The organism is Streptomyces sp. NPDC005262 (genome assembly GCF_042872425.1).
Classification (GTDB): domain Bacteria; phylum Actinomycetota; class Actinomycetes; order Streptomycetales; family Streptomycetaceae; genus Streptomyces.
In genome coordinates this window covers 1-15,430 of record NZ_JBIAKK010000010.1, presented here as the reverse complement: position 1 = coordinate 15,430, position 15,430 = coordinate 1, and the positions used below count along the sequence as shown (strand labels likewise).

The 15,430-nt window shown below is 69.9% G+C and carries 13 protein-coding genes; 6 read left to right on the top strand and 7 right to left on the bottom strand.

All coding sequences use genetic code 11. The annotated features are described in order from the left end of the window. The first annotated feature begins 12 nt into the window (after positions 1 to 12). Positions 13 to 1,188, top strand: coding sequence for a winged helix-turn-helix domain-containing protein (locus tag ACFYP5_RS23645; RefSeq protein WP_389039344.1), 1,176 nt, complete (start codon positions 13 to 15; stop codon positions 1,186 to 1,188). 13 nt (positions 1,189 to 1,201) lie between these two features. On the opposite strand, the gene ACFYP5_RS23640 is transcribed toward ACFYP5_RS23645, so the two are convergent. The 7 genes from ACFYP5_RS23640 to mtnA all read right to left on the bottom strand — a co-directional run bounded on the left by ACFYP5_RS23640 (position 1,202) and on the right by mtnA (position 9,700). Continuing rightward, positions 1,202 to 1,960: a response regulator gene (locus ACFYP5_RS23640; RefSeq protein ID WP_389039341.1), complete on the bottom strand. Its 759-nt coding sequence runs from the start codon at positions 1,958 to 1,960 to the stop codon at positions 1,202 to 1,204. A gap of 183 nt (positions 1,961 to 2,143) precedes the next feature. Beyond that, entirely contained in the window at positions 2,144 to 2,833 is a 690-nt protein-coding gene (gene hpf / locus ACFYP5_RS23635; RefSeq protein WP_389039337.1) for a ribosome hibernation-promoting factor, HPF/YfiA family, read from the bottom strand. Between the two features lie 327 nt (positions 2,834 to 3,160). Beyond that, positions 3,161 to 3,883 carry a ComF family protein gene (locus tag ACFYP5_RS23630; protein WP_389039334.1) on the bottom strand — a complete coding sequence of 241 codons (723 nt, stop codon included), beginning with the start codon at positions 3,881 to 3,883 and terminating at the stop codon, positions 3,161 to 3,163. Between the two features lie 96 nt (positions 3,884 to 3,979). Then, positions 3,980 to 5,845: an LpqB family beta-propeller domain-containing protein gene (locus ACFYP5_RS23625; protein WP_389039332.1), complete on the bottom strand. Its 1,866-nt coding sequence runs from the start codon at positions 5,843 to 5,845 to the stop codon at positions 3,980 to 3,982. After that, positions 5,835 to 7,859, bottom strand: a complete 2,025-nt coding sequence (gene mtrB, locus ACFYP5_RS23620; protein ID WP_389039329.1) for an MtrAB system histidine kinase MtrB — start codon at positions 7,857 to 7,859, stop codon at positions 5,835 to 5,837. The genes ACFYP5_RS23625 and mtrB overlap by 11 nt, the downstream gene beginning before the upstream one ends. A gap of 1 nt (position 7,860) precedes the next feature. Then, positions 7,861 to 8,550 carry a two-component system response regulator MtrA gene (gene mtrA / locus ACFYP5_RS23615; RefSeq protein ID WP_007448372.1) on the bottom strand — a complete coding sequence of 230 codons (690 nt, stop codon included), beginning with the start codon at positions 8,548 to 8,550 and terminating at the stop codon, positions 7,861 to 7,863. A 4-nt stretch (positions 8,551 to 8,554) separates the two neighbouring features. Then, positions 8,555 to 9,700, bottom strand: a complete 1,146-nt coding sequence (mtnA, locus tag ACFYP5_RS23610) for an S-methyl-5-thioribose-1-phosphate isomerase (RefSeq protein WP_389039326.1) — start codon at positions 9,698 to 9,700, stop codon at positions 8,555 to 8,557. 140 nt (positions 9,701 to 9,840) lie between these two features. Here mtnA and ACFYP5_RS23605 point away from each other — a divergent pair, with 140 nt between their 5' ends. From ACFYP5_RS23605 to ACFYP5_RS23585, 5 genes are read left to right on the top strand one after another with little or no spacing between them, the layout of a single operon-like run. After that, positions 9,841 to 11,034: a glycerophosphoryl diester phosphodiesterase membrane domain-containing protein gene (locus tag ACFYP5_RS23605; protein WP_389039323.1), complete on the top strand. Its 1,194-nt coding sequence runs from the start codon at positions 9,841 to 9,843 to the stop codon at positions 11,032 to 11,034. Between the two features lie 4 nt (positions 11,035 to 11,038). Next, positions 11,039 to 11,728, top strand: a complete 690-nt coding sequence (locus ACFYP5_RS23600; RefSeq protein WP_389039321.1) for a DUF4129 domain-containing protein — start codon at positions 11,039 to 11,041, stop codon at positions 11,726 to 11,728. Then, a complete protein-coding gene (locus ACFYP5_RS23595; protein ID WP_389039319.1) occupies positions 11,725 to 12,960 on the top strand; it encodes a DUF4350 domain-containing protein in 1,236 nt (411 codons plus the stop codon). Before ACFYP5_RS23600 ends, ACFYP5_RS23595 begins: the two co-directional genes overlap by 4 nt. Further along, positions 12,957 to 13,958 (top strand): AAA family ATPase, encoded by a 1,002-nt coding sequence (locus ACFYP5_RS23590; RefSeq protein ID WP_389039317.1) that lies wholly within the window; start codon positions 12,957 to 12,959, stop codon positions 13,956 to 13,958. Before ACFYP5_RS23595 ends, ACFYP5_RS23590 begins: the two co-directional genes overlap by 4 nt. 10 nt (positions 13,959 to 13,968) lie before the next feature. Continuing rightward, the gene (locus ACFYP5_RS23585; RefSeq protein ID WP_389039314.1) at positions 13,969 to 15,279 is read left to right on the top strand and encodes a DUF58 domain-containing protein; all 1,311 of its coding nucleotides are present in this window, start codon (positions 13,969 to 13,971) and stop codon (positions 15,277 to 15,279) included. Positions 15,280 to 15,430 lie beyond the last annotated feature (151 nt).

The following is a 15,430-nucleotide window of genomic DNA, read 5'->3' as shown; positions in this document are numbered from 1 at the left end:
AGGGTGCGAGACATGACGCCAGTGCCGCCTCCCGCAGCCGAACTCTCCGCCGACCAGGCTCGCAGAATCGCCCTGCGCGCCCAGGGTTTCCTCGGCGCGCCGGACCGCCGGGCCGGGGTGCCGGGCGTGCTGCGGCACCTCGGTGCCGTACAGCTCGACACGATCTCGGTGCTGGCCCGCTCGCACGAACTGATCCCGTACGCACGTCTCGGCGCCGTCGGCCGGCGCACGGTCGAGGACGCGTACTGGTCGGCCGGCCGCAGCTTCGAGTACTGGTCGCATGCGGCGTGCATCCTGCCGGTCGAGGAGTGGCCGCACTTCGCGTTCCGCCGCCGCGCATACCGCTCGCGCCCGCACTGGCACCACGACCTGCCGGACGGGGCCTACGACGCGGTGATCAAGCAGCTGCGCGCCGAGGGCCCGCTGACGGCGACGGAGCTGGGCGGCGCGAAGAACGGCGGGGAGTGGTGGGACTGGTCCGCGTCGAAGGTCGCCGTCGAGCGAGCCCTGATGTACGGCGAGGTGGTGTGCACCGAGCGGCGCAGTTGGAAGCGGGTGTACGACCTCGCCGAGCGCGCCCTGCCCGACGCCGTACTCCACGACGATCTGGACGACAGGGAGTGCCTGCGGCGGCTGGTCACGCTCGCGGGCCGGTCCCTGGGGGTCGGCACCCGTGCCGACATCGCGGACTACCACCGACTCAAGGGCGAGCAGTTCGATGCGGTGGTGGCGGACTCCGGTCTGGTACCGGTGACGGTGGAGGGCTGGGCGAAGCCTGCCTGGGCCGACCCCGCGGCGCTGGCCTCGGAGCCCCGGGGACGGCACCGTACGACGCTGCTGTCGCCGTTCGACTCACTGATCTGGGAGCGTGCCCGGACGGAGCGGATATTCGCCTTCACGCATCGCCTGGAGGCCTACGTCCCCAAGCCCAAGCGGATCCACGGCTATTTCGCGATGCCGCTGCTGGCCGGCGGCAAGCTGCAGGGCCGGGTCGATCCGGCGCGCGAGGGCACCACGCTGGTCGCCCGGCAGGTGTCCCTGGCGGGCAGGAAGGCCGTGCCGCCGATGGCCGAGGCCCTGGTGGAAGCGGCGTCCTGGGTCGGTTGTACGGACGTACGACTGGAGCGAGTCGACGCACCGGAGCTGCGCGAGCCGCTCGCCCAGGAAATCGCCCGCGCCCTCAATTGACCATGCCCTCGCTTTACCTGATCTCGAGGATCTTCTCGCGCATGGCATAGACCACTGCTTCCATCCTGGAGTGCAGCTGCAGCTTCTCCAGAATGTTGCGCACGTGGTTCTTCACGGTGTTCTCGGAAATGAACAGTTCCTTCGCGATATCGCGATTGTTCATGCCCGTGGCAACCAGTTTGAGGACTTCGAGCTCCCGGTCGGTCAGCCGCGGCGCCGGCACCAGTCGGCGCTCGTCGGTCCGCTGGATCATCGACTTGAACTCGGTGAGCAATTTGGACGCCATGGACGGGCTGATCTGGGACTGCCCGTCGGCGACCGCACGGATCGCCGTGGCCACCTCGTCCGTGGAGATCTCCTTGAGGAGATAGCCGGTGGCGCCCGCCTTGATCGCGTCGTAGAGGTCCGCCTCCTCGTCGCTGATCGTCAGCATGATGATCTTCGCGCTGGGGGCCACCTCCTTGATGGACGTGCAGGCCTCGATGCCGCCCCGCTTGGGCATGCGCACATCCATCAGCACGATGTCCGGCAGCAGATCGGCCGCCTTGTCGACCGCCTCCGCCCCGTCACCCGCCTCACCGACGACCTGGATGTCCTCCTCCTGGGCGAGGACGATCTCCAGACCTCTGCGGAAGAGCGCATGGTCGTCCACCACCAGGACGCGGATCGGCTCCTTGCACGAACCGCTGTCCGCGTCAGCACCGGTATCGGCACCGGCAGGGTCGTCTCCACCGTCATTCGCATCGCGCACGGGCCCGAAGGTGTCCGCCATCGTTCCTCCCCCTGAAGGCCATGGCCTGAAGTTCATAAACGCTCCGCCAACGGCAGTTCACAGAGCACCGATTGGCTTGGGGCGCCATGCTTTCATGCCTGGACGTCAGAGCGGTGGTTCTGTCGTCGCACGCGGGTGCCCCTGGCGCGAATTACGCCCCAGGGGCACCACCGATGCGGGGCGTCAGCCGCCGAGCGCACCGCCCGCGCCGCCCGCCCCGTCAGCGGCCAGCGGGTCGGTCCTCAGATGAATGACACCGTAGTCGTAAGCATGCCGCCGGTAGACGACACTGGGCTCCTTCGTCTCGGAGTCGACGAACAGATAGAAGTCGTGCCCGACCAGCTCCATCTCGTAGAGCGCCTGGTCGAGCGTCATCGGCGCCGCGACGTGCGTCTTCTCGCGCATCACCAGCGGCCCTTCGCCCTGTACCTCGAGCGTGCCGATCCTGGTGACGGGTACAGACGGGCCGGCGCCGTCGCCGGCCAGGTCGCCCTCGCTGTTGAAGGACGCCGTACCCGGCACCGTCTCGGCGACTTCGGCAGCGGGAATCCGGCCGTTTCCACGGCGGCTGAAGCGCTTGTCGTGCTGCTTGCGCAGCCGTGCCTCCAGCTTTCCGGTGGCCAGGTCCAGCGCTGCGTACGGGTCGCCTGCGGCCGCTTCAGCACGGATTACCGGCCCACGCGAGCGGAGCGTGATCTCCACTCGGTCCGAGCGGTCTGCCTGACGGGGGTTTGGCTCCTTGGACACCTCGACGTCGAGGCTGATCACCTTGCCGTCGAACTTCTGGATCTTGTCCAGCTTCAGCTTCTCGGCCACGTGCTTGCGGAACCGCTCGGGCACCTCGGTCTTGCGGCCCTTGACGACGATGTCCACGCAGAACTCCGTTCCCGGATCGCTCCGCTCAGCGGCGGAGCATCTCCCTTTTGCACCAGGCCCCGGTGGTCGCCGGAGCCGCGGACTCGGTGACTTCCACCTCCTCCTCCCCCGTCGGGGAGGTATCCACCCCACCGATCTCTTTGAACGTCTGGCCTACCGGTGAGTCGCCTGCCCGAAACCTGGTGGTGCACTCGTCGAGGTCTGGCATTCACCATTCCTCACAACCGAACATAGCCTGATCGGCCGGATGTCGGCACCCGCTACTCGCACGTACCTCCGTTCAGGGCCCTTTACCCACTCACTACCTGCAACGATGCAAGTCCACTAGCAGTTCCGGTTTATTGCGAAGGCAGTCGGAGACGCTGCGACAACGGCCGCCTGCCCCGTTCCGGAACCCGGTCTTCTCCGCCCGCTCGCGGCTTCGACCGCCCGTGCAGCCTCCGTCAGCGAGGCCCCGGTCGTCATGAGGTCGTCCACGAGTACTACCCGTTCGGCCGCAAGCAGCCGCTCACCACCGGACACCACCTCCAGCGCACCCGCCAGATTCGCCTGCCGCTGCCAGGCACCGAGCCCCGACTGATCGGTCACCGGGCGTCGTTGCCGCAGCACCGGAACCACTCTGGCCGGAATCCCACCGCGCCTCAGCTCGCCCGCTGCGGCCAGCGCGATCCGGAGTGTCGGATCATGCCCGCGCGCCGCAACGGCCCGCCGCGCCGACGGCACGGGGACGAGCAGCGGCCCCGGACCGCCCGCCTGCCCCGTCCCGGTGCGCACAGCCCCCGCCAGCGCCCTGCCGAGCACCCGCGACAGAGGAAGCGCGCCACGCTCCTTGTGTGCCAGAAGCACCGCCCGTACCGCGTCCTCGTACGCGGCGGCGGCATGCACCACCGGCAGCCCCGCGGGCTCCGGCGAGGGTCTCACCCGCTGCGGGGTCGCTCCGTACAGCACCGCCCGACAGTCCTCGCACAGCTCGCTCCGCGGCCTGCCGCAGCCACCACAGGCCACCGGCAGCACCAGTCCGGCGATCTCCCGCCACCACCCCCGCATATCTCCACTGTGCCCCCGGCCCGCGAACCCGGCCACCCCTGTGGAAAACGCGGGCGCCCTCGCGCATGGCCCGTCGTCGACCCACCTGCACAGGCCTCAGCCCGGGTAGACCAGCGACGAGCCTTCCTTGAGCACCGTCTGCCAGTTGTCGCCCGGCGACAGCTTCACTATCCCGTCACCCTCGGTGTCCGCCATCAGCGGCAACTGCTCGTCGTCCGCCGCCGCGACCGCCGACACCTGGTTCACCCCGGGCAGCACACCCGAGGCCGGTGCCGAACCATCCGCCTGGACATAGCGCACTTGCTGCACGCCGCCCTGTTCCTTGCCGACCACCACGAGACGGCTCCGGCCCGACCAGGACATCGCGGTGACATCCGCCAGCTGCGGCGCGGCCTGCCGCAGCTCCACGACGGAGACCTCCTGCTTCGAGTCCGGTCCCTGACGCTCGATCCGGCCGATTTTCAGCGTGGTGCGCCCGTCCTTTGTCAGCAGCAGTGCGATCCGCACCCCGTCCGCCGACAGCCGCAACGCCTCCAGCCGCGCTCCGTCCAGGCTCGGCACCGTGACCTCCGACGGCTTACCGGCACCCGCGGCCAGTCGCAGCAGCCGGGAGTTCTCCGGGTCCCGGTCGGCCACCCAGAGATCGCCCCGCCCGTCCCAGCTGGGTGCCGACAGACGGTCGTTCAGATTCTTGCCGCTGCTGGTCACCGCGGGCGCGGGCAGCTCACCCTCCGAGACGATGGAGGACACGTACAGGGACTCGTTGTTCTGCGAGACCGCTGCCGCCAGCTGCTCGTCACGGGCCACGCCGACCGCGCTCATCCGCACCGGTCCGTCACCGAACGGGCCGGTGACCGGCTCCGGATCGCCGCTGCCCCCGGTGGATCCCGGGATGCACTCGACATGCCCCTTGGCATCGACGAAGTACTGGCTGTCGGGCCCGCCCGACGAACCGTCCGGAGCGAACTCCTCCGCCTGATCGGCGCCCAGCACACACAGCGGCGAGCTGTCGGACCGCTGCAGCTCCACCTGCTCGACCCGGGCGGACGTCAGGTCTCGCACGGTGTAGAGCACCTGAGAGGCCATCATGCGGCAGGAGCGCTGTCCGACGTTGTCCGCCCTCTTGTTCAGCGGAACCTTCAGGACGCTGCGGTCGTCGGGCGCCAGCGAGGTGACGCCCTTGCGCAGCGCCGTACTGGTGGGGAAGCGGGAGTCGACCACCGGCCGCAGCCAGCTGGTCGGCCCCTCGATGAGACTGCGGACCGTCTGCGTCACCGTGTCCATCCCTGTGACGGGATCCGTCCGGTTGCGTACGTAGACGGGGTCGGCAACCAGCGTGGACTGTCCTGCAGTCCGCCCGGCGGCGAAGTAGTACTTGTTGACGGAACGGTAGAGGCGCTTGAAGTCGGACTGGCCGAGCAGCAGACCGTCCGGCACGAGGTCGATGCGCCACTCCTTGCCGTCCGGCCCGTTCTGCCGCACCAGATGCAGGGTCCGGCTGAACTCCGTGGGTGCGACCGGCTGGTAGGCGCTCTGCGCGTCGACCGTCGCCACCTTCTCGCCGGTCAGCGTGTAGCTGAGCTCCGTGCTGCCGCGGTCGCCGTCGTGGACCGGGCGGTCGCTGCGGTTCGGCGCCTTGGAGAGGACCGTGGTGAACGCGCTCGGCTTCCAGGTGCCGGCCGCCTTCTTCGTCAGGTACTTGCGGGTGGTCCTGAAGCCGGGGTCGTCGCTGGTCATGGACTCCAGGAAGCCGTCGACCACCTCGCTGGGAGTGGCGTTGTCACGCGGCGCCACCGCGTACACCTGGACCTGGGAGTCGCCCGGCTGCGAGGCGTCGACCGCCTTGACGTCCCCGGTGACGGGCATCGAGCCGCATGCGGACAGCAGCACGATGCCGCACCCCAGCAACGCGGTCAGCCCCACCGCACGTCCATGGCCGTCCTGACGACGGTCAGTGCCCACGAGTCGTGTCCTCCTGCTCCGGGTGGTGTGCAGCAGATTCGATGTCGCCACCCGGCCGGTCGTCGGCGGGGCGGGCGACCACCCGGGCGCCGCTGCCCGGCAGAGCCGCCGGATGCACCGAAGCGGGCGCCGTGCGGGGAGCGACGGAGTTACGCGCCGGCACGGGCAGCGGCGACCGGTCCGGGCCGGCCTGCTGGGCCGGGACCGAGGTCAGCCGGTGCTCGCTGCCGGTCGTGACGCCGTCCGCAGCCCGCTCCCGGTTCTCCCGGTTGCGGCGCGAGTCCTCGGGCTCCAGCGGTATCGGCGATCCGCGCAGCGGCTCGTCCGCCGTACGCGGCAGGGTGAGGCGGAACTGCGAGCCACCGCCCGGCTCGCCCCACGCCTGCAGCCAGCCGCCGTGCAGCCGGGCGTCCTCGACGGCGATCGACAGCCCGAGACCGGTGCCGCCCGTCGTCCGGGCCCGCGCCGGGTCGGCGCGCCAGAAGCGGTTGAACACCCGGGTCGCCTCCCCCGGCTTGAGACCCACGCCGTAGTCCCGGACGGCGACGGCGACCGCTCCTCCGGCCACCCCCATCCGCACCACGACATCCCGGCCCTCGCCGTGCTCGACGGCGTTGACGACGAGGTTGCGCAGCACACGCTCGACCCGCCGTGCGTCGGCCTCCGCGATCACCGGCTGCTCGTCACCGACCACCCGGATCCGGGTGCCCTTGCGCTCGGCGAGCGGCTCGGCACCGCCGATCACCCGTCGTACGACCTGCCGCAGGTCTATCGGCTCGGCCTCCAGCGCCGCGGCGCCCGCGTCGAACCGGCTGATCTCCAGCAGGTCGGAGAGCAGCGACTCGAACCGGTCGAGCTGGTCCCCGAGGAGCTCGGCGGAGCGCGCCGTCACGGGGTCGAAGTCGACGCGCGCCTCATGGATGACATCGGCGGCCATCCGCACTGTCGTCAGCGGGGTCCGCAGCTCGTGCGATACGTCCGATACGAAGCGCCGCTGCATCCGGGAGAGCTCCTCCAGCTGCTGGATCTTCAGCTGGAGGTTCTGCGCCATCTTGTTGAAGGCCTCACCGAGCCGGGCGATGTCGTCCTCGCCGGTGACCTTCATCCGCTCCTGGAGCCGGCCCGCGGAGAGCCGCTCGGCGATTCCCGCCGCCATCCGAACGGGTGTGACGACCTGCCGCACCACGAACCAGGCGATGGCCCCGAGCAGCACGACCACGAACAGTCCCGCGGTCGCCAGGGTGCCCTTGACCAGGGTCAGTGACTTCTCCTCCTGCGTCAGCGGGAAGAGGTAGTAGAGCTGGTACGGATTGTGGTCGATGTCGTACAGGCGCTTGCCCACGACGAGCCCCGGCTGCGACTCCTGCCCGTTCGCATACCTGATCAGCGAGTACGTCTGGAACGCGCCCGGCCCCTTGTCCACGGCCTCCCGCAGGCTCTGCGGGATGCTGGCTGCTTCCACGCTGCCCGAGCCTCGCGGCGCACGGGTGCCGTCGTCGGCGCTGAGCGCCACCACGTTGAACGCGTTCTTGCCGCCGCTGGCGAGCTGATCGACGAGCTCGGTCCGCCACGAGTTGTTGGCCGTCGCCCCGTCACCGGCATCGCCTCCCTGCCCACCGGGGGTGAGCGGAAAGTTCGCCTTGTCCTGGGCCGCCGCGAAACCGCCGGCAGCCTGTGTCTGAGCAGCCTTGCCCTTCGCGTCGAGCAGGCCGTTGCGCACCTGCCCGATCACGACCAGGCCGAGCAGCAGGACCACACCGAGCGACATGAGCAGCGTGCCCGCGACGACCCGCAGCTGGAGATTGCGCCGCCACAGCCGGACGGCGGGCAGCAGCGGACGCCGCACCCACCGCATCAGCAGTCGCGGCACGGGGCCGCCGGGCGCCCGGTCGTGGAACAACCGGCCGCCCCGCAGAAGCGTCCCCAACGACGAAGGCCCACGTCCTGAACCGGCAGCCCGCCCCGTACGGACTCCCGGCCCCCCGGGCTTCGGAGCAGCGCTACCCAGGGACATGTCAGCTCGGTCCGGCCTTGTAACCGACACCTCGGACGGTCACCACGATCTCCGGCCGCTCCGGGTCCTTCTCGACCTTGGAACGCAGCCGCTGGACATGCACATTCACCAGACGGGTGTCGGCGGCATGGCGATACCCCCACACCTGCTCGAGCAGTACTTCACGGGTGAAGACCTGCCACGGCTTACGGGCGAGCGCGACCAGTAGGTCGAACTCCAGCGGGGTCAGAGCGATGGACTGCCCCTCCCGCTTCACCGAGTGACCGGCCACATCGATGACCAGGTCCCCGATGGTCAGCTGTTCCGGTGCCGGCTCCTCCGACCTGCGCAAACGTGCCCTGATCCGGGCAACCAACTCCTTAGGTTTGAACGGTTTGACGATGTAGTCGTCGGCCCCGGACTCCAGGCCCACCACCACATCGACCGTGTCGCTCTTAGCCGTGAGCATGACGATCGGCACACCCGACTCGGCCCTGATCAGCCTGCAGACCTCGATGCCGTCCCGTCCGGGCAGCATGAGATCCAGCAGGACCAGGTCCGGCTTGGCCTCACGAAATGCGGCAAGTGCCTTGTCGCCGTCCGCTACGAACGACGGCTCGAACCCTTCACCACGCAGCACAATCCCGAGCATCTCGGCCAGTGCGGTGTCGTCGTCGACGACAAGGACGCGTCCCTTCATAATCGACATCATCCCATTAGCTAATCGTTATCTGCGATGACCTGGCACACAGCTCTGCCAGTCCGACCCCCGTGACCGGGGAAACTGCACCCTCCTCCGTGACGATCGCCGTGATCAGTTCCGGCGGCGTGATGTCGAATGCGGGGTTGTACGCCTGGGTTCCCAGCGGTGCCACGAGCAGTCCGCCCGCATCCTCGCCGCCCGGTCCGACCTGTGGAGATGTGAGCTCCGTCACCTCTCGGGCGGGGCGCTGCTCCACAATGATCGACGCCCCGTCCGTGGTCTCCAGATCCACGGTCGTGGTCGGCGCCACCACAATGAACGGCACATGGTGGTATTTGGCAAGCACCGCCAGCGGATAACTCCCGACTTTGTTCGCCACGGATCCGTCCGCCGCGATGCGGTCGGCGCCTATGAGCACGGCATCGACCTCCCCCGCGGCGAACAGCGAACCCGCCGCGTTGTCCGTGAGCAGGCTGTATGCCATCCCGTTGCGCGCCGCCTCATAAGCGGTCAGCCGAGCCCCCTGCAACAGCGGACGCGTCTCGTCCACCCAGAGCCTTCGCAGCCGTCCTGCCCGGTGCGCGCGGAGCGCCACAGCGAAGGCCGTGCCCTCCCCGCCCGAGACGAGTGCCCCCGAATTGCAGTGGGTGAGCAGCTGATGCCCGTCGCCCGGCAGCAGCTCGTCGAGCAACGCGAGCCCGTACTGCGCCATGCGCCGACTGGCCTCGGCGTCCTCCCGGTGCAGCGCCTTGGCCTCCGCCAGCGCCGCCGCGGCCGCCCGCTGCGGATCCGCACCTTTGTCCAGCGCCGCCCAGTACGCCGCCGCCGCACGCCGCACCCCGTATCCGAGGTTCACGGCGGTGGGCCGCGCCCGCTCCAGCAGCCCCGCGGCCTCCTCGACGTCATGGCCCCGGACAGCGGCCAGCGCCACCCCGTAGGCCCCGGCAATGCCCAGCAACGGCGCCCCGCGCACAGCCAGCGTCTGGATCGCCCGCACCAGCGCGGGCACATCCGCACACACCCGCCCGACCTCCTCGGCAGGAAGCCGCGTCTGGTCGAGGAGCACCAGCACAGGCCCTTCCGGAGGCTCGTCCCAGCGGATGGAGGGAAGCGCGGGAGGCTCGATGCCCACCGGCGATTGCGCGTCCTGATCAGCCATCCGCCCAGTCTGCCCGGTGAGCCGCCCACAAATGAAGGTGCGAAGGAGATCGGGCACCCGGCCCGTACAGGACCAACGCGTGGCACGATGGCTGCCAACCTGCCGCCCCGATGAGCGGACAGGACCGTGAAGGAGCGAGAATGAACGACACTCCGGGCTGGGCCTCGCCCGGATCTGCCCCCTCCGACAGCCAGGAGGCGGGCGTCCCCCAGCCTTCCGCGCCCACGGACGGCGACGGCAACGCCGGGAACTGGTCTCCCACGCAGCCGCCCGCAGGGCAGTGGTCCCCACCGAGCATCCCCGGTCACGGCGCACCGCCGCCCGCCCCCGGCTGGGGCAGCAGGCCGCAGGGATCCGGCTGGGGTCAGCCACCTGCGGCAAAGCCCGGTGTCATCCCGCTCCGCCCGCTCGGCGCCGGGGAGATCCTCGACGGTGCGGTCTCCGCGATGCGCGCGCACTGGCGCACGGTCCTCGGACTCACACTCACCGTTTCCGTGATCGCCCAGATCGCCATCATCCTCGTGCAGCGCTACCTGCTGCCGGAACGAGCGTCGGTCGACCCGAACGCGACCGGCGCGGAGGCGCTCCGCCAGGCCGCCGACTCCGCCCAGTCCTCCCTGATCTACAGCGCCCCGTCCACGCTCATCAGCCTGATCGCGACGCTCTTCACCACTGCCATGCTCACCGTGGTGATCAGCCGTTCGGTACTGGGCCGCTCCGTGACGCTCTCCGAAGCGTGGGCCGAGGCCCGGCCCCGCCTGCTCCAGCTGCTGGGCCTGACCCTGCTGCTGGCGTTGATGGCCGCCGGAATCATGGCAGTGGGCGTGCTGCCCGGTGCACTGATGGGCTCCACCGCAGGCGTCGCCCTCATCCTTATCGGCTTCATGGCCGCCTGTGCCGTCGTCATCTGGCTGATGGTCCGCTTCTGCCTCGCCTCGCCGGCGCTGATGCTGGAACGGCAGTCGATCACCGTCTCGATGCGCCGGTCCGCAAAGCTGGTCCGGGGCGCCTGGTGGCGGATGTTCGGCATCCTGCTCCTCACCTGGCTCCTGACACTCATCGTGACCCTGATCATCGCGATCCCGTTCGGCATCATCGCGATGATCGTGGACGGCGATGGGCTGGGCACCTTCCTCACCGGCGAGTCCACCGGATTCGGCTGGCCGTTCCTGATCATCTCCGGCATCGGCGAGGTCATCATCTCCACGATCACCTACCCGCTCTCCGCCGGTGTGATGGCTCTGCTCTACGTGGACCAGCGCATCCGCCGAGAAGCACTCGACCTCGAACTCGCCAGGGCCGCAGGCCTGCCCGGCTACGACACCAGGAGCTGATGCCGTGTCGGGGGCGGGCGGCACCACAACAGCACGGCTACTGATCCACGCAAGCAGCGACGTACCGGTGGACACTCCGCGCGTCCCCGCCCGTGAGGCGGCGAAGCACGAGCTGTCCCATCCGATGTACCACGAGAACGACCCGAACCTCCTGCAGCGCGGTCTCGACCGCCTGTGGGGGTGGCTCGGCGATCTCTTCGCCACGGCCTCGAACGCCGCACCCGGCGGACCGCTCGGGCTGATCGTCCTCGTACTGGTGGTCATCGGCCTGGCCGTCGCTCTCTGGTGGCGCCTGGGCACCCCGCAGCGCACCCTCCGCACCACGGACGCACTCTTCGACGACAGCCCCCGCAGCGCGGCCGAACACCGCACGGCCGCCGAGGCCCACGCAGCCGCCCAGCGCTGGAACGAAGCCGTCCAGGAACGCATGCGCGCCATCGTGCGCTCCCTCGAAGAACGCGCGCTCCTCGACCCACGTCCTGGCCGCACGGCCGACGAGGCCGCCGCCGAGGCGGGCCGCTCACTGCCCGGCCACGAGATAGCGCTTCGCACCGCCGCTCGCGACTTCGACGACGTCACATACGGCGGCCGGACCGCCGACCAGCAGACGTATCTGACCGTGCAGGCCCTCGACCGCGACCTCGAGAACGCCAAGCCCCTGCTGACCGCCGCGGTCCCGGGAGCCGCCGAATGACCGCAGCCGTCACCGCCACCACCTCGTCCCACACCTCGGCCTCCCCCTCTCCCCGCCAGGTCTGGGCGCGCACCCGCGGTCTGCTGTTCGCCCTCCTTCTTCTTGTAGCGGCCGGAATCGTGCTGGCCACCGCGCGATCCGGCGATCAGCACGGCCGACTCGACCCCCGCTCCGCCGACCAGCACGGCAGCCGGGCCGTCGCCGAACTCCTCAAGGACCGCGGCGTCTCCATCCGCGTGGCCACCACGCTCGACGACGCCATCGCAGCGACCGGCCCCGACACCACTCTGCTCGTCACCGCCCCGAACCTGCTGACGCCGCACCAGCAGAACGAACTCCATGCCGCTGCCACCGACTCGGCCGGCCGCACCGTCCTCCTCGCGGCAGACCCCCTGTCCGTGGATGCACTGGCCCCCGGCGTCCACGCGAGCTCCTCCGGCCCGGTGGCCGCCCGCACACCGCAGTGCCCCCTGCCCGCAGCCCGCACGGCGGGCGACGCCGACACGGGAGGCTTCCGGTACACGGCGAACGGCCTCGACACCATCGGCTGCTACCCGAGCGGCAACCTCCCCACCGTGCTCCTCGTCCAGGAGAAGAGCGCCGGCGACACCGTCCTCCTCGGCTCCCCCGATCTGCTCTACAACAACCGGCTCGCCGGCCACGGCAACGCCTCCCTGGCCTTGCAGCTCCTCGGCTCCCGCCCGCATCTGGTCTGGTACCTCCCCTCGCTCGCTGATCCCTCCGCCGCACGCAGCGACAAAGGTGTCGACGACGGCTCGGGCGACGGTTCGGGCGACCAGCGCAGCTTCGTCGACCTCATCCCGTCGGGCTGGCTCTGGGGCACCCTGCAGCTCGCAGTCGCCGCCGTACTCGCAGCCATCTGGCGCGCCCGCCGACTGGGCCCCCTGGTCACCGAACGGCTGCCCGTAGCTGTTCGCGCCTCGGAATCCACTGAGGGCCGCGCTCGCCTCTATCGCAAGGCGAACGCCCGCGACCGGGCCGCCTCCTCACTGCGCTCTGCCGCCCGCACCCGTATCGCACCCCTCCTCGGCGTCTCTCCACGCGATGCCCACTCCCCCTCCGTACTCCTCCCCGCCGTCTCCGCGCGCCTCGGCACCGCTGGAGGCGGCCTGGACACCCTGCTCTTCGGACAGGAGCCGGCCGACGACGCCACCCTTGTCCGTCTGGCAGACCAACTCGACACCCTCGAAAGAGAGGTACGCACTTCATGAGTGCCCTGCCCCCAGTGCCCGCCGGGACGACCGAGACCGTCGGGAACGACGACACAGCCCGCGCATCCCTGGAAGCTCTGCGCTCCGAGATCGCCAAGGCCGTAGTCGGTCAGGACCCGGCCGTAACCGGACTGGTCGTCGCACTGCTCTGCCGAGGCCACGTGCTCCTCGAAGGCGTCCCCGGCGTGGCCAAGACCCTCTTGGTCCGTGCCCTGGCCGCCTCACTCGAACTCGACACGAAGCGGGTCCAGTTCACCCCCGACCTGATGCCGAGCGACGTCACCGGATCCCTCGTCTACGACGCCCGCACGGCCGAGTTCTCCTTCCAGCCCGGCCCGGTCTTCACCAACCTTCTCCTGGCCGACGAAATCAACCGCACGCCCCCCAAAACGCAGTCCTCCCTCCTGGAGGCAATGGAGGAGCGTCAGGTCACCGTCGACGGAACCCCTCGCCCTCTGCCGGACCCTTTCCTGGTCGCCGCCACCCAGAACCCTGTCGAGTACGAGGGCACGTACCCGCTCCCCGAGGCCCAGCTGGACCGCTTCCTCCTCAAGCTGACGGTGCCGCTACCGTCCCGCGACGAGGAGATCAACGTCCTGACCCGCCATGCCGATGGTTTCGATCCCCGCGACCTGACGTCAGCAGGCGTACGCCCCGTCGCAGGCCCCGCCGACCTGGAGACCGCCCGCACCGCAGTGGCCAAGACCACGGTCTCCCCCGAGATCGCCGGCTATGTCGTCGATATCTGCCGTGCCACGCGCGAATCCCCCTCGCTCTCCCTCGGTGTGTCCCCTCGAGGCGCAACCGCCCTGCTCTCCACGGCCCGCGCTTGGGCCTGGCTCACCGGCCGCGACTACGTCATCCCGGATGACGTGAAAGCCCTGGCACTCCCCACGCTCCGTCATCGCATCCAGCTGCGGCCCGAGGCAGAGATGGAGGGAGTCACCCCCGACTCCGTCATCACCGCTGTCCTCGCCCACGTACCCGTACCCCGATGAGGCGGTGAAGGTGGCCCTCACCGGACGAACCGCGCTGCTTGCCGCTCTGGGGTCACTCCCCGTAGGCATCCTGGCCCCGAGCTGGACAGGCATGCTTGCGGTCAACGCCCCGCTCTCTCTAGCAATTCTGTGCGACTACGCCCTGGCAGCGCCAGTGCGAACGCTCCAGTTCACCCGATCCGGCGACACAACCGTTCGACTCGGTGACGGCGCAGAAGTGCAACTGACCGTAACCAATCCCTCGCGTCGTCGGCTGCGCGCGCACCTCCGCGACGCCTGGCCGCCCAGCAGTTGGCTCACCGGCACGGAGCAGGCCGCGTCCCGTCACACCTTGGACATCCCGGCCGGCGAACGCCGTCGCGTCACCACGCTCCTGCGCCCCACCCGTCGCGGCGACCGTCGAGCCGAGCGAGTCACCGTCCGCTCCTACGGACCGCTGGGTCTGGCAGCCCGGCAGGGAAATCATCACGTCCCCTGGACGGTGCGCGTCCTTCCGCCCTTCACCAGCCGCAAGCATCTACCGTCCCGCCTTGCCAGACTCCGCGAGCTCGACGGTCGCACCAGTGTCCTCACCCGTGGCGAAGGGACGGAGTTCGACAGTCTGCGTGCCTACGTTCCCGGCGACGACACCCGCTCCATCGACTGGCGGGCAACAGCGCGCCAGTCGGCCGTCGCGGTCCGCACGTGGCGCCCTGAGCGGGACCGACACATCCTGATCGTTCTCGATACTGGCCGTACCTCTGCGGGCCGGGTCGGCGATGTGCCCCGGCTCGACGCGGCAATGGATGCGGCACTGCTCCTCACCGCTCTCGCCACACGCGCCGGCGACCGCGTCGACCTGCTGGCCCATGACCGCCGCACCCGCGCCCAGGTTCAGGGCCGCGCCGCAGGGGAAGTTCTGTCGGCCATGGTCACGGCCATGGCTCCGCTCGAACCAGAACTCGTGGAAACAGACGTCCGGGGACTCAGCGCCACTGCCCTGGCAAGCGCCCCTCGTCGCTCTCTGATCGTGCTTCTCACCAGTCTGGAGGCGGCCCCCGTCGAAGAAGGACTGCTCCCCGCCCTGCCCCAACTGACCCAGCGCCATACGGTGCTGGTGGCCGCGGTGGCCGACCCGCACATCGAAGAGATGGCCGGCGCCCGAGGCACAGTGGACGCGGTTTACGAAGCCGCAGCGGCGACACAAGCCCAAGCACAGCGACGCCGCACTGCGGAACAGCTCCAGCGGCATGGCGTGGTGGTCGTCGATGCCACTCCCGACAATCTCGCCCCGGCTCTCGCCGACGCCTATCTCGCCCTCAAGGCAGCTGGCCGGCTCTGATCCCCCGCGGCCACCATGGAGTCACGCCGAGGCGTCATGGTGGCCGATCCCCGTCACTAAACGCAGAAAAGCCCCGCACCAGAGGTGCGGGGCTTTCCCGGAATAATTGTTCGGCGGCGTCCTACTCTCCCACAGGGTCCCCCCTGCAGTA

What these genes read in the sequence shown, in the direction of transcription:
- ACFYP5_RS23645 (WP_389039344.1), top strand. Translation starts at nt 13, where the DNA reads ATGACGCCAGTGCCGCCTCCCGCAGCCGAACTCTCCGCCGACCAGGCT.
- ACFYP5_RS23640 (WP_389039341.1), bottom strand. Translation starts at nt 1,960, where the DNA reads ATGGCGGACACCTTCGGGCCCGTGCGCGATGCGAATGACGGTGGAGAC.
- ACFYP5_RS23630 (WP_389039334.1), bottom strand. Translation starts at nt 3,883, where the DNA reads ATGCGGGGGTGGTGGCGGGAGATCGCCGGACTGGTGCTGCCGGTGGCC.
- mtrB (WP_389039329.1), bottom strand. Translation starts at nt 7,859, where the DNA reads ATGTCCCTGGGTAGCGCTGCTCCGAAGCCCGGGGGGCCGGGAGTCCGT.
- mtrA (WP_007448372.1), bottom strand. Translation starts at nt 8,550, where the DNA reads ATGATGTCGATTATGAAGGGACGCGTCCTTGTCGTCGACGACGACACC.
- mtnA (WP_389039326.1), bottom strand. Translation starts at nt 9,700, where the DNA reads ATGGCTGATCAGGACGCGCAATCGCCGGTGGGCATCGAGCCTCCCGCG.
- ACFYP5_RS23605 (WP_389039323.1), top strand. Translation starts at nt 9,841, where the DNA reads ATGAACGACACTCCGGGCTGGGCCTCGCCCGGATCTGCCCCCTCCGAC.
- ACFYP5_RS23595 (WP_389039319.1), top strand. Translation starts at nt 11,725, where the DNA reads ATGACCGCAGCCGTCACCGCCACCACCTCGTCCCACACCTCGGCCTCC.
- ACFYP5_RS23590 (WP_389039317.1), top strand. Translation starts at nt 12,957, where the DNA reads ATGAGTGCCCTGCCCCCAGTGCCCGCCGGGACGACCGAGACCGTCGGG.